At 62.5% G+C, this 12,067-nt stretch carries 11 protein-coding genes and 3 pseudogenes; 6 read left to right on the top strand and 8 right to left on the bottom strand.

The window, feature by feature from the left end:
• Nucleotides 1-613 (top strand): annotated as a pseudogene (gene tnpC, locus OR16_RS41760) (IS66 family transposase); the annotation flags it as partial.
• Here tnpC and OR16_RS46265 read toward each other — a convergent pair.
• The 4 genes and pseudogenes from OR16_RS46265 to OR16_RS24295 all read right to left on the bottom strand — a co-directional run.
• Nucleotides 610-798: pseudogene (locus OR16_RS46265) on the bottom strand (transposase); the annotation flags it as partial. The pseudogenes tnpC and OR16_RS46265 sit on opposite strands and share 4 nt — an antisense overlap.
• Nucleotides 799-919: 121 nt before the next feature.
• Nucleotides 920-1,750, bottom strand: coding sequence for a hypothetical protein (locus tag OR16_RS24305; protein ID WP_006160749.1), 831 nt, complete (start codon nt 1,748-1,750; stop codon nt 920-922).
• Nucleotides 1,751-1,884: 134 nt separating this feature from the next.
• Nucleotides 1,885-2,921 (bottom strand): annotated as a pseudogene (locus OR16_RS46260) (IS5 family transposase); the annotation flags it as partial.
• A gap of 85 nt (nt 2,922-3,006) precedes the next feature.
• A complete protein-coding gene (locus OR16_RS24295) occupies nt 3,007-5,211 on the bottom strand; it encodes a phage integrase family protein (RefSeq protein WP_272942867.1) in 2,205 nt (734 codons plus the stop codon).
• Nucleotides 5,212-5,629: 418 nt separating this feature from the next.
• Here OR16_RS24295 and OR16_RS24290 point away from each other — a divergent pair, with 418 nt between their 5' ends.
• Complete coding sequence (locus OR16_RS24290; protein ID WP_006160743.1) at nt 5,630-5,986, top strand: STAS/SEC14 domain-containing protein; 357 nt, start codon at nt 5,630-5,632, stop codon at nt 5,984-5,986.
• A gap of 185 nt (nt 5,987-6,171) precedes the next feature.
• On the opposite strand, the gene OR16_RS24285 is transcribed toward OR16_RS24290, so the two are convergent.
• From OR16_RS24285 to OR16_RS24275, 3 genes are all read right to left on the bottom strand, one after another.
• On the bottom strand, nt 6,172-6,555 hold the full coding sequence (locus tag OR16_RS24285) for a DUF7668 domain-containing protein (RefSeq protein WP_043420877.1): 384 nt from the start codon (nt 6,553-6,555) through the stop codon (nt 6,172-6,174).
• A 188-nt stretch (nt 6,556-6,743) separates the two neighbouring features.
• Nucleotides 6,744-7,064, bottom strand: coding sequence for a helix-turn-helix domain-containing protein (locus OR16_RS24280; protein WP_006160741.1), 321 nt, complete (start codon nt 7,062-7,064; stop codon nt 6,744-6,746).
• Between the two features lie 76 nt (nt 7,065-7,140).
• Nucleotides 7,141-7,386 carry a type II toxin-antitoxin system RelE/ParE family toxin gene (locus tag OR16_RS24275; protein WP_006160739.1) on the bottom strand — a complete coding sequence of 82 codons (246 nt, stop codon included), beginning with the start codon at nt 7,384-7,386 and terminating at the stop codon, nt 7,141-7,143.
• 1,333 nt (nt 7,387-8,719) lie between these two features.
• Here OR16_RS24275 and OR16_RS24270 point away from each other — a divergent pair.
• Together OR16_RS24270 and OR16_RS24265 are read left to right on the top strand one after the other, a co-directional pair.
• The gene (locus tag OR16_RS24270; protein ID WP_006160738.1) at nt 8,720-9,385 is read left to right on the top strand and encodes a ParA family protein; all 666 of its coding nucleotides are present in this window, start codon (nt 8,720-8,722) and stop codon (nt 9,383-9,385) included.
• Nucleotides 9,385-10,416, top strand: coding sequence for a ParB/RepB/Spo0J family partition protein (locus OR16_RS24265; RefSeq protein WP_006160737.1), 1,032 nt, complete (start codon nt 9,385-9,387; stop codon nt 10,414-10,416). The genes OR16_RS24270 and OR16_RS24265 overlap by 1 nt, the downstream gene beginning before the upstream one ends.
• Nucleotides 10,417-10,708: 292 nt before the next feature.
• Here OR16_RS24265 and OR16_RS24260 read toward each other — a convergent pair whose 3' ends face one another.
• Nucleotides 10,709-11,311, bottom strand: a complete 603-nt coding sequence (locus tag OR16_RS24260; protein WP_006160735.1) for a DUF6216 family protein — start codon at nt 11,309-11,311, stop codon at nt 10,709-10,711.
• A 29-nt stretch (nt 11,312-11,340) separates the two neighbouring features.
• On the opposite strand from OR16_RS24260, the gene tnpA reads away from it, so the two are divergent.
• Together tnpA and tnpB are read left to right on the top strand one after the other, a co-directional pair.
• Nucleotides 11,341-11,706, top strand: a complete 366-nt coding sequence (gene tnpA / locus OR16_RS24255) for an IS66-like element accessory protein TnpA (protein WP_006160734.1) — start codon at nt 11,341-11,343, stop codon at nt 11,704-11,706.
• Nucleotides 11,707-11,772: 66 nt separating this feature from the next.
• The gene (gene tnpB / locus OR16_RS24250; RefSeq protein ID WP_423739681.1) at nt 11,773-12,051 is read left to right on the top strand and encodes an IS66 family insertion sequence element accessory protein TnpB; all 279 of its coding nucleotides are present in this window, start codon (nt 11,773-11,775) and stop codon (nt 12,049-12,051) included.
• Nucleotides 12,052-12,067: the final 16 nt, after the last annotated feature.

Here is a 12,067-nt window from a genome sequence, read left to right as displayed (position 1 = left end):
GGTGTGCCGAAACTGGCGCTTACAGATCAACCAGCTTGAACTACGCTTGGAAGACCTGCAGGCTGAAGAAGCGGCGGCGGCGGCTGCCACTGCCGAACCGAAGAAGGCACGCAAACGCGATGCGGCGCCCGGTCGCACGCCGCTGCCCGAGCACCTGGAGCGCGAAGAGCGCGTCTACCAGCCAGCCGATGAAGCATGTCCGGCTTGCGGCGGCGCACTGAAGGATCTTGGCGAGGATGTGGTCGAGCAGCTCGAATTCGTTCATGCTCACTTCCGTATGATCCGCCATCGTCGTCCGAAGAAGGCCTGCTCGTGCTGCGACTGCATTGTGCAGGCTGCGGCGCCGAGCTGCCCGATTGATCGCGGCATAGCCGGTCCCGCCTTGGTCGCACAAATCGCTGTATCGAAGTTCGTCGACCACCTGCCGCTGTACCGCCAATCAGTGATTTACGCACGTGAGAGTGTCGAACTGGACCGAAGCACGATGGCCAGTTGGCTCGGCGAGCTGTACGCACTGGTCGGCCCGCTCGTCAATGCACTGCGCCGCTATGTGCTGACGCCGGGCAAGGTCCATGCGGACGACACCCCGGTGCCAGTACTCGCGCCCGGTAGTTTGCCCTGCGTAGTGGCTACATTGTCCTTGACGATAGCCTTCTTATGCGCTGGCAATCCATCGGCGATCAGATGTACCGCCTTCTTTCGATTGAACATCAGCTTCTTGAGCAACATGACGAACAACTCGCCGCTGAGCCCGCCTTCGTACGTCGCAAACCAGAAGGCACCCTTCGAATTGACGGCGGGGCGCAACACACTCAGCGCAAATTTCTTCATTTCGTTCTATCCCTGAATGAGATGGAGCCTGGCGTCTAGTAGCATATTCTTACTTTGTTCCCCGAGCGCGCGCCTCAGGAACTTGTCTTCACCCACCGGTAGAATTCACTGCCGCCTTCGCGATGAACGAGACGAAGGGGGTGTAGATCGCACGGCCGTTCTTCGGCGCCTCCTTCCCCTTGCGCCGTGGCGTCAGAGCACGAAACTCCTCAGGGAATGTGTAGGTGGCCACGAATGCGGGACGTGGTTTGAGGCCGGCCAGCATCTCCACCGACGTATCCTCCATCCACTCGATGCCCTCGTTAATATCGTCGAAATCAAGCATGTCGATGCTCCGCCTACCGACGATGACCATCAGGGCAATGGAGATAGGATTGGGGTAGCGGCGTCCGTCCTCCTTCTGCCGAGCCCTTAGGCAGGTCTGGACGGTCCTGGCTTGGTCGACGGCGGTAACCCACCTTCTCTCGATAGATTTTGTGACCTTGGGCGTATCGCAGTTCATGCTCGCCATCTTGAGCTCGATACCGATCACCCGGCTGCCATACCAGGCGAGATAGTCCACCCGCCCGTTCTTCGTCATTGGTGTACCGTCCCCCTCGAAGTCATGCTCAAGCGCGTCGACGTTGGAATCCCGCTCCGGCCTGTCGATCCTCACCTCAGTGCGTGAGCGCAGGGCGACTCTGGAGATGGCCGTCGCGAAGAGTCCAGACATTACCCGTTCGTTCGCCCTCAGAGGCGGATCGAGATCGTATTGGACCCCGCGCCCACCGGCTGATGCCAGCGCCATCGCTTCGTACATGGTCTGGCGGTAGTTCTCGCCCGCGACCTCCACTAGCACGTCGCGAAGGAAGCCGTTCAAGTCGCCAGTGTCTGAATCGCTCGCCGCTTTGCCCGTGAAGGGTGCAATTAATCGAAGCATCGGTTTCGTTGAAATTGGTGTCAGTATTGGTTATCGGCGCTTCCGTCCGGAAGATGTACCCCTCTGTAGTCGGTCCTCAAGAATTGCCTTCAACTGGATGCGGCGAGACTGCAGCTGGCACCGGCGTGCTGACTTCAGATGGGCGCCGAAAGCAAGCGTGGGCGACTGTCGAAGGATCGGAACACTTTGGCGAAGCCGACGAGCGAGCCAAGGATGCAAAGAATGCTGCAGATTCCCAGGCGGGCGATCGCCCGCAGCTGCCAGCGGAGGTTGAAGCCGGCGGCGCAGAGAATCGGATGCACAGCATCGCCAGCAACACCCTTGAGCCAGTTGCGCCGCATGCCGTGGTCGGCCTTGAGAGGGCCGATGATGGGTTCGACGGCGTGGCGCCGCTTGAGCTGTTTGCGCTGTCGCTGGTCCAGACCCTTGTGCTTGCCGCGATGAATCACTTTGACGGGTGCCACCTCGGCGTCCACGCCGTGGTGGCCGAGATCGACAATAGCCGTATGCGGTTTGGGCGCTCCGGGCAGTTCCTGCAGCAGGATAGTGGTTTGCTCGAGCTGGGCGTGCAGCGTGTGGCCGTCATAGGGATTGCCCGGGAAGCTGCGGGCCCCGACGATGAGCCCCTGCCTGGCAGTTACCGCGACGCTCACCTTGGCGCCAAACTCGTAGGGTTGCCGGGCCTTGTCCATAGAGATTCACTCGACCTCGGGCGCATGCAGTGCGTAGAGCTTATTCTTGTCCCTGGGGCGCTGATCGCGAAGCCGACTCGCGCTCTCGATCCAAGGATGCAGTGCTTTCTGCTGCGCCTCGGGCAACGCCGCCATCTTGCGCTCAATGTCACGCGGCCGAGCACGGTGCTCTGCCGCTTGAGCTCCCGGCGCAGACGCCGGAACTGCTTGGCGTGCGCATAGCCGCCGGCGCGGAAGCGTAGCGTCTTGCCTTCCTTGGTGAAGGTCTGCCGCAGTTGCAGGCCGACACGTTTGGCCAGCTTGACCACTTTGGCACGTGCCAGCTCCGGCAGCCGACTGTCGGTCGGGTGGGCCACCGCCTTCTCTTGCACCGTTGTGTCGACGATCACGCGCTCGAACTCCGCCGGCTTGACCATGCCCCTGTGCACGGCTGGAGCGATCGGGGTGGGTAGCAGCTCCCCGACTCCGGCTTCTCCCAGCGCCTGGCCGCGGCGCGCTCAATCTCAAGAGACATAGGTATCAGGTTTTGGGAATCGGAGAGGTGCAACGATTTGGGCCGCACCATCACTCTTCCTTGCCGGCGTTCCACACCGCCTGCATCGCCTCCATGCGCCGCGCCGCCTCGGTGGTCACGTAACGGGTGGTGGTGTCGAGGGAGGCGTGGCCGGCGTTCTGCTGCACCACCTCGAGCGGCGCTCCGGCCGCCAGCGCGTGGGTAATATGGGTATGCCGCAGCCAGTGCGTGCTGGCGGCCTCCAGTCGCGCCGCGCCATGCGGGTCGGCGAGGCGCAGCGTGCCGGCGCAGGCCGCGAAGAATCCCTTGATCTGCTTGGCGAGGGTGACGGTGCCGATGCCGGCGGCGGCATCGACAGGGTTAGTGGCACGTGCGCCGGCCCACGGCGCACGCTCGCCCAGGTCGGTGGCGTGGCCGAGCAAGGCGACCCCGCCCGGGACCCGGTTGGCGCCCGGGTCGGCCGGATAGCCGCGCGCCACCAGATACGCGCCGAGCCGCGCGATCACCACTGGCGGCACCGGCACCCGGCGCAACTTGTTGCCCTTGCCCAGTACTTCCAGCCACCAGCCTTCGATTCGTGCCCGGGTACCTGGCCGTGGCAGGCTGACCCACTCCAGGTGGGCGGTGGTGGCGGCGACCACCTCGGACAGGCGCAGGCCGGTGGCGTGCAGCAGGGGCAAGGCCACCTGCAGGCGCTGGTGGGCCGAGGTAGGCGGCAGCGCGTTGAGCTGGGCCAGCACGAAGGCCCATTGGTCCTCGGTAAGGCTGCGCCCCACGTCCAGCGCCGGCCGGGCCTCGCGCGGCACGTGGATGCCATGCCAGGGATTGCCCATCAGGTAGTTTTGATCGACCAGGAAGCGGTAGAGGTTGTTGAGCACGCCGAGCGCGTAGCCCTGCGCGCGCGGCGACAACGGCCCCTCGAAGGGGCGCCACACCGGACTCCAGCGCTCGCGCGAGCGCGGGGCGCACCAGTCAGCCGGCGGCGCCGCGAGGAACTCGCGGTAGGCCACGCAATCCTCGTTGGCCATCGACGACAGCGGCTTGCCGCGCACCAGGATGGCCCATAGCAGGAAGCGCTCGGCCTCCTTGCGGTAGGCGCGCTGCGTGGGCGACAAGGTCTGCAGCCAGTCGAGCGGTCCCAGCACCGAACCCAGGTCGCGGCGCTGCGCGCGCATTTTGGCGACCTGCTCGGGCGGCAGGCCGGGCTTCGCGCGCAGCCAGGCTAGCACCGCCTCGTAGTCGTTGTGCGCGGCCAGCAGACACTGCGCCTGCGGGCGTCGGTAGGCGCCGGCGCGGCCGTCCAGCTCGGCGGGCACCACCAGCTTGTCCAGTGGCACCAGGCCGGTGCCGCGCGGCACCACCCGTGCCAGCTCGTGCGCGTAGCGCTGGCGGCGCGGCACCGCCACGTGCTGGCCGATGCGCCGCGCCAGGGTGTCGGCGTGGGCCTGCAGGAAGGCCTCGATCGCGTGCGCCTTGCCGGCGCCGATGCCGGCGAGCGCGCGGGTCCAGCCGGCGCCCAGGCTGTTGATGCGGTCCACCAGCTGACCGATGGTGGCCACCCCCGCCGCCTCCAGGCGGTCGGCCAGGGTGTCGGCCAGCCACGCGCGGCAGCCGTCGTCGACCAGCACCGGTTGCGCGTACATGGCCTCCAGCCAGTCCACCGCCTCGAGCTGCCGGCGCATCAGCGCGGCGCGCTTGGCCTCGCGGTCGAGCGCCCGGCCGAAACGGGCGCGGTAGGCCGCGAGCTGCTCGGCCTGGGTGAAACCGTCGAGTCCCTCGCCGGCGGCGAAGTCTTCCAGCGACGGCAAGCCCTCCCCCGCGCGCCCGATGCGGCGGAAATCCACCCGCACCAGCCGGGCCATGCCGTAGCGCTCGGCACGGCTGGCGGCCGCGGCCAGCTCGCTGCGCAGCCAGGCGGTGACGCGCCGCACCTTGGGATGGCCGGCGAAGGCGCGCGCGGCGGCCTCCATGGCAGCGTCAGGCTCCGCAGTGGCCAGCGCCGCGTCGCGCTCGGCCTCAACCTCGCCCTCCTCGGCCAGGTAGCGCTCCCACATCGGGCGGGCGTTGAGGCCCTGGATCACCGCCCGCAGGAAGCCGAAGTGGCCGCGATGCAGCTGCCGGCGGGTGACCGAGCGCCGGCGCCGGCGTTTGTCCGAGGGGGTGTCGGGCCGGGCTGGAGCGGCCGGGTCCGCCATCCCGGCGGATGCATCAGCTGCGGCGGCGAGGTCAGCGACGTTGGGCAGGGGCAAAGACATCGGCAAGGGCATCGAGGGGCGCCAAGGCAGGCGGGACAAGGGGCCGCGGCGGTGACGCCCTGCCCTTGGGTCTGGATGATATCGCACCCGTACCTTATTTTCCCATCCATTGATAAGAAAAGTTATCAATGTATGGAAAAACAAAAAACAATGGTTGGCGCGGCCGCTCGCCGGCGCCGCCCGCCCCCCGGTGACACTTCCCAGAGTTAGTGGGTTTTGTGCCAAAGTTAGTGGGTTGGATTCTCGAAGTTGGCGGGCGGGCCGGTTGTCACGTCTCACAGTTCCCGGGTCCAGTTCTGGCGAACCAGGGACCCATGCGATCCGAGCCGTGTGAAAAGGCGTACGATCAGGAGGTGATCGAACGCTAGGTCTGTTCGCGCCTGAGCGTGTAACGTCTACCCAGCCAAATGGTCCTGCCATGATCCTGTATCACACTGCCCCCGATTCCCCGGTCGTCGAGATTTACGTCGAAGGCAAAATCACTGACAGCGATCTGCGCGAAGCCATCGAGCGCATGCGAGGGGATCTCGAGCTGAACGGCAAGACCCGCGTGCTCGAACGCATCGAGCATTTCACCGGCATCGAGCCAAAGGCGCTGTGGACCGACCTAACGCTCGGCGTTTCCTTGGCCCGCAAAATCACGCGTGCCGCCGTGGTGGCCGACGCGGGATGGATCCACGCCTCGATGCATCTGGCGCGGTTCTTTACGAAGGCCGAAGTCAAGGCGTTCCACGTCAACGAGCTGGATCAGGCGCGCGACTGGATCAACGCCTGAGCACCCCCTCCGAATCTCGTATCGTCCAAGGCCATCGCCGGCCAGCCCGCATTGGCAGTGCGCCACCTCCGTGTGCCCACTAACATTGAGAATTCAGGCCAGTTCAGGCGCCGGCTGCGGGACCGTTACGTGGAAGGATTCACGCCGATTCTGTTTCTCTGGACCGCAATGCGGTGACAGCAACACTAGAGCACATGCAAGTCGTGGAGTGTGGCTAGGTATTTGTCGCCGGACAGCAGAAACTCAAACTGGGCAGTGAGGTCGCTCCACGCGCCGTCGAGTGGCAAATCGTAGTCGACCGCGTAACCCGTTCCGTCATCAAACGCGATTACCGAAGCGCGCGGCTCTTGGATCAGCTTCCGAGGGTCAGTGACCACTGGCTCAACGCCCTTGCCGTAGTCAGCGAGAGCCCGACGGACGTCCGACGCTGTCCATCGCACCCCGTAGTGATTGAATGTCTCAATGAGCGCCATCGCGGCGTCCCAGTCCCCTTGCGCCAGGCGGCACACCCATAACTCGACATACTGGAGGAGCGCAGCTTCGACAGAGGATGAAGGCGACACTGGCATGTGCGTTGGTAAAGGTAGAAAGAGGAAGGATATAGCACGTCCTGGACTAGCTCCCGCCCAACTATCGTAGCTTCCCCAACACTAAGAGAAAGGCCCTTCGAGTTTCGAAGGGCCTTTGAATCAACACTCGTCAGAACCGGTCATCAACAGAATAAGCGATGACCTTGGCCGCGGTGCCCTTTGTCCTGTCACCCTTTGACGGCTTGTCGTTGTCGCTTGAATGTTTTCAGCGCCGGTACCGCATAAAGCTGGCTGCGCCCCACTTCGCTGCTGGCGACCAGCTTCCCACTCGCGACGATCCGACGGAAAGTGGGCATCGAGACCTCAAGGTACTCCGCCGCTTCCTTGGCAGTGAATTCGTCTCCGGTCAAATGGCCGAACACGTCCTCGTGGCTTAGGTTCTCGTCGCGGAATGCCTGTTGGCCAACCAAGGCGAAGAACCGGGCCCGCTCCTGCGACGGCAGCTTCTTGAGTCGCCCCAGGAGGTCTTCAGCGGTCATCGTATTCATCACTTCCTCTCCGCTTTCAAATACTTTTTAAGGTCCGCATAGAAGTTCTCATGCGATCCCACTTGATAAAAGTCGATCAGCAGCGAATATCAACCCCATCAGCCTCCTGCTGCTCTGGAGTTGGCGCCCGGTAAGCCATCAGGTATTCCTGCCTGTTGAACTTGAACTTGTGCACCCGGATCCCGGCCAAATCCCCTACCTTAAGCTCCCCTACTTCCGGGGAGTCACAAACCAACTCGACTTCGTCCTCGATAGCTAATTGAAGTGGCTTATGCGCCTTTTTGATGAATTGACTGAACTGCTTCTTATAGTTAGGCCTCATGAGACATTTTGCTATCGTTTTTGATTATATATCAGATCACTTGTTCCGGGCGACCTGAGCGATTTGATCGGGAAGTTTGCCGCAGACATGTGCGGCTCCAGGAAGTGGTACTCCTCGGCCTGGTTGCGGTTCTGTGTAGCGAGGAGAATACGGCATCAGCACAACAAAAGGACTGCCGGTGGCGGTAGCTGGCTTCGTGCGTACTGCCCTCTCCGCCGCCGTGCGCCGCTTTTCTAACACAGCTTGCACCTCCATCCAGATTGCTCGGCTGTGACAACCCGTCCTTCGGCGTCGAGGCAAACCAGCTTCCTCCTGCCGAGTACCTTCCACATTGCCAAGAGTTGTCGCCGTCCTTGTATCACGACAGATCGCACGCTCAACGCTCCGCCGAACTGATGGGATTACCCGTCGCGCAATGCTGCACCGCAGCATATATCAATACCAATGGCGATCCGGGCAACATGGAAACGACGCTCTAAGCCCTCGTGCCAGTGACCCCTGGTCTGCAGGTGGATCCTCGCGATTTGCCGCTGGCCGCTCAAAGCGAAGTTGATCCGGCGATACACGCCCAGGTGAGCGATACCCGCCCTTCCCTGGCAGCCGCTAATCGGCACGGCGTGCCTTGACCGACACGGGTAGTCGGAGCCACCGTTGGCGCAGTTTTTCAGTATATAACCTCGGGGGCACAGTCCAGCTCGTACCGTTGGTCAGCGGGCAAGCCACGCCAAGCAGCTCGCGGCTTCAGCGGTTGCCAAAGGCCTCGGCCGGCAGGCGGCAAGCTCCGTGGCATACCTCCGCGATCCTTGGGAGGGTAGTTCATCCCGGCACCGGCCAGCTCCGGAGGAGACTGCGAGTCGCGGCCGAGGCGCGGATCGGAGTGGCGGGGACCGCTTCGAGGAGTTCCAGCGCTCGCGCACGGGGCGACGCTGTGTGGCTAGCGAGTTCACCCATCACGGATGCTTCGTCGACGCTCAACACGGCATCATCCGCGCGCGTTACCCGGACCCCGTGGAGGCTCGATACCAGCTCGCCAATCCTCGCCGCAAGGGCGGAGGCCGCCCCGATCCGCCAAGCAACGCCGGGCCCTGGCGGCGACGGCGGAGGCGCAACTGGCGGCAGCTCACGGGATCGATGGCATGCCCATAGACCTCCCGAGCCCCGGAGTGTTCTACGTAGAACACTCCGGGGGCGACCGGCCGAACCGTTGCTAATCCACAAATTCTTCCACTTCACATTGGAATTGTGATCGTTGCTGTATATCATTCGTCCCGTAGCGCATAGTGCGCCTGGACTGTTCTACGTAGAACAGTAGCCTGCAACCAGGAGGGCCGATATGGCAGCAAGAATCATCACCGTCTTCAATCAGAAGGGCGGCGTCGGCAAGACGCGCCTCTCGTCCGAAATAGCGGGCACCCTCGCCCTGCGCGGACATCGTTCTCTGTACGTGGATCTGGATCAACAGAGCACTGGTACACGTTCAGCATCGCAGGCCTCGGAGGAAAGTCCCTTTCCTGCCACCGTTACCAACTTGTCCGACAGCAAAACTCCACATATCGAGATTCGTAAGCAACTGGACATCTACGATTACGTGGTAATCGACTGCCCGCCCTCCGTTGAGGCAAAGCTGCCCTCCATTGCGCTTCTGATTTCCGATCTCGGAATTATTCCTGTTGGCGGCTCGGGCGGGCAATTGTGGGCGTCAATGGCGGCTAAGCAATTGGGTATGGAAGCACAGGTCAAAAACCCCACTTTGAAGTTGCGCTTTGTGGCAAATATGGTGAACCGCACCGTCCTTATGCGGGACGTGATTGCGCAACTAGAGGCAGACGAAGATGTGGCGCTAATGAAGACACGCATTTCCGATCGCAATGTCTTCTGTGAGGCTGAAACGGTTGGCCAGGTGGTGATGCAAATTACCGGCAGGAACGATCCCGCACGCAAGGAGGTGGACCTGCTAGTGGATGAAGTGCTGACGGTGCTGGACGGGGAGGCAGAATAATGGCCACAAAGAAATCATTCGGTTCTGCTCTTTCGGGCGGCGCCAAGCAAGAAATCGCCAAGCGCGCGGAACTCGACAGCCGCTTCAATAACGTAACTGAGGCCCTGGAAGGGCGCCCGAACTTACTGGCGCCGGCCGTCAAGCCCAGCCCGCCGGTTGCCCCAGCAGTGGCCGCCCCGGAAGTGTTCTACGTAGAACAGATTGTGGCCGCGGGGAAGGCGTCGCGCCACTACACCAAACTGCCCATCGCGGTACTTGACGATAACCCACTGAATAGCCGGACCTTCTACAGCGAGGAAAAGGTCCGCGCGCGCGCAACCTCGATTGCAGCGGAGACTCAGCTCACACCCGCGCTGGTGACCCCCAACCCCACCCACCCGGGTCGCTATATTCTTATCGACGGGCACTACCGGAAGAGGGCGATCCGCCATCTAAACCAGGCGGACATGGATGTCTGCATTCTTGAGAATCTCACCAAGGTAGATTTCTACCGTTTGGCGCGTACGTTAAACGCCGAGCGTGAAGAAGAATCTGTGCTTGATGTCGCCTTCGGCTATCAGAAACTGCTGGACGAGGGCCTGGCCAAGACCGACGAGGAACTGGCTGCGATCGTTGGCGAGAGCCGGCCCAAGGTCAACAAGATGCTGGCCGTGGTGGCACTGCCCAAGCCCGTGCAGGACGTGATCGCGCAGAACCCGAGCGCCTTCGGAATCTCGATCGCCTACGAGTTGACCCTCTACGCGAAGAAGGTCGGCGAGGACAAGGCTGCCGCTCTGGCGGAGCGTGTCGTGGCGGAGGAACTTCCCTTCAACAAGGTCGAGGCGATCCGCAAGGCGGTGGAGCAGGGCGCCAAGCCCGCCAAGGCCATGTCGCGCCAGCACAAGATCCGGCAAGGCGGAGCGGAGGTGGGCACCCTGAAGGAGTGGGACAGCGGCCGCATCGTGCTTGACATCAAGCTGGACGACCCATCAAAGCGTGACAACCACCTAGCGGCTCTCAAGCGCCAGTTCGGCTTGGATGAAGCCGCCTGACCAGAGAGAGCGCGCGCGCGGCAACCCTCGGCCTTAGGCCGGGGAAGGAGAGCGCGGACGGCGAAGCCGTCCTTGCACCAGTGAAAGCTGCTCTCGCCTACGGGCGGCTGCTAATCCCGATGCCGGGCCGGGGGATGTGGACCAGAAGCGGGCGCACGTAGTATCCGTAAGACGACCAACAGCGACTTACTAACTGCACTACACCTTGCCCCGGCTAACGTCCGACTCTTATGGACCTCAGATCAGCGCGTATGCGGCACTGGAGATAATACGGCGGTATCGTCTCTACCGCTTATCGAGAATCTTTGGCTACACAGGATGATTCCTCAACTACTTCCGTCCTCGAAGTGGTGACGCTCGTGCCTTCCCCGTAGAGGCGCTTTCGGAGAAGCACAGCTTCTTGCGCGGCAAAGGCGGCCAATATGCTAAAGAAGACGATCATCAGTGTGATCAGAAGGCCAACGACGCCGGTCCAGCCTTGGAACTCGATTGTCTGTTTCACCAAGGGCTTAAGGCCGTCTTCTCTCAAGGCCTTGCAGATTGCGTCAGTCTCGCTAACGAGAAATCCTGTAATGCGTGTCACTTTAGTTGTGTCCGTCGAGCAGTCTGTGGCGTCGAAGGACCAGGCGTCAAAGGGCGACTTCACGGTTGTTGCATCTGTCTTGAACCAAGTCTTGGACGCACGCATTTGAAGGTAAGCGACGGGTGATACGGCAAGTTGGGCGATACCAAACGTCATGAGCAGCGCGATACCAGCCGTAACGAATTTTCCCGGAAGGTAGTGTTTTGGTGGACTAAGCACCACTTCCGTCGATCTGATGGTAACGGCCCGACGAGTACCGTCTTCCGCAATTGAGGCGGTGTAGGCAAGCTCTGGTGTCTTCGCGGGCTGCATAGGCGTCCGCTTAATTTAGGCGGACACCTATGAAGCCACTGCCCGGCCCCATTTCGGAGGGGCGCATCCAGCGACGCCGGTTCTCCGATGCTTTCAAGCGCGATGTCGTCGCGCAGTGCATGCAGCCCAATGCGTCTGTCTCGGCTATTGCGCTGGCCAACGGGCTCAACACGAATCAGGTCTTCAAGTGGCGCCGTATGGCACTCGGTGACGAACAAGGGTCTTCGGCAGCGATGCTGCCCGTGACCGTCGAGGACATCGCCACCGTGCCTGTCGTCTCTGCATTGCGGCACGAAGGTGCCGTGGAGATCCGGCTTGAGCGAGGCACGATCCGCCTGACCGGCCCCGTCGATATTGCCGTATTGACCGCGCTGATGGCGTCTTTGACAGCATGATCGGTTTGCCTGCCGGAACGCGCGTGTGGTTGGCTGCGGGGATCACCGACATGCGCTGCGGTTTTAATGGTCTGGCTGCCAAGGCACACACAACTTTGTCCGAGGGATCCGTACAGCGGTCACGTCTTTGTCTTCCGTGGCCGGCGCGGAGACCTGATCAAGGTGCTTTGGTGGAGCGGTGACGGTCTGTGCCTGTTGGCCAAGCGCCTGGAGCGAGGTCGCTTCGTCTGGCCGCAGGCTGACAGCGGCAAGGTTCACCTGACACCTGCGCAGCTCTCGATGCTGCTCGAGGGCATTGACTGGCGCAAGCCAGAACGCACCTGGCGCCCGACGCTCGCCTTGTAAACTGCGGCGCCGCTTC

Origin of the sequence: Cupriavidus basilensis OR16 (genome assembly GCF_000243095.1) — a bacterium.
Taxonomy (GTDB): Bacteria; Pseudomonadota; Gammaproteobacteria; order Burkholderiales; family Burkholderiaceae; genus Cupriavidus; species Cupriavidus basilensis_D.
The sequence above is the reverse complement of the archived record's forward strand: the minus strand, read 5'-3'. Positions and strand labels throughout refer to the sequence as shown.

What these genes read in the sequence shown, in the direction of transcription:
- OR16_RS24305 (WP_006160749.1), bottom strand. Translation starts at nt 1,750, where the DNA reads ATGCTTCGATTAATTGCACCCTTCACGGGCAAAGCGGCGAGCGATTCA.
- OR16_RS24295 (WP_272942867.1), bottom strand. Translation starts at nt 5,211, where the DNA reads ATGTCTTTGCCCCTGCCCAACGTCGCTGACCTCGCCGCCGCAGCTGAT.
- OR16_RS24290 (WP_006160743.1), top strand. Translation starts at nt 5,630, where the DNA reads ATGATCCTGTATCACACTGCCCCCGATTCCCCGGTCGTCGAGATTTAC.
- OR16_RS24285 (WP_043420877.1), bottom strand. Translation starts at nt 6,555, where the DNA reads ATGCCAGTGTCGCCTTCATCCTCTGTCGAAGCTGCGCTCCTCCAGTAT.
- OR16_RS24280 (WP_006160741.1), bottom strand. Translation starts at nt 7,064, where the DNA reads ATGAATACGATGACCGCTGAAGACCTCCTGGGGCGACTCAAGAAGCTG.
- OR16_RS24275 (WP_006160739.1), bottom strand. Translation starts at nt 7,386, where the DNA reads ATGAGGCCTAACTATAAGAAGCAGTTCAGTCAATTCATCAAAAAGGCG.
- OR16_RS24270 (WP_006160738.1), top strand. Translation starts at nt 8,720, where the DNA reads ATGGCAGCAAGAATCATCACCGTCTTCAATCAGAAGGGCGGCGTCGGC.
- OR16_RS24265 (WP_006160737.1), top strand. Translation starts at nt 9,385, where the DNA reads ATGGCCACAAAGAAATCATTCGGTTCTGCTCTTTCGGGCGGCGCCAAG.
- OR16_RS24260 (WP_006160735.1), bottom strand. Translation starts at nt 11,311, where the DNA reads ATGCAGCCCGCGAAGACACCAGAGCTTGCCTACACCGCCTCAATTGCG.
- tnpA (WP_006160734.1), top strand. Translation starts at nt 11,341, where the DNA reads ATGAAGCCACTGCCCGGCCCCATTTCGGAGGGGCGCATCCAGCGACGC.
- tnpB (WP_423739681.1), top strand. Translation starts at nt 11,773, where the DNA reads ATGGTCTGGCTGCCAAGGCACACACAACTTTGTCCGAGGGATCCGTAC.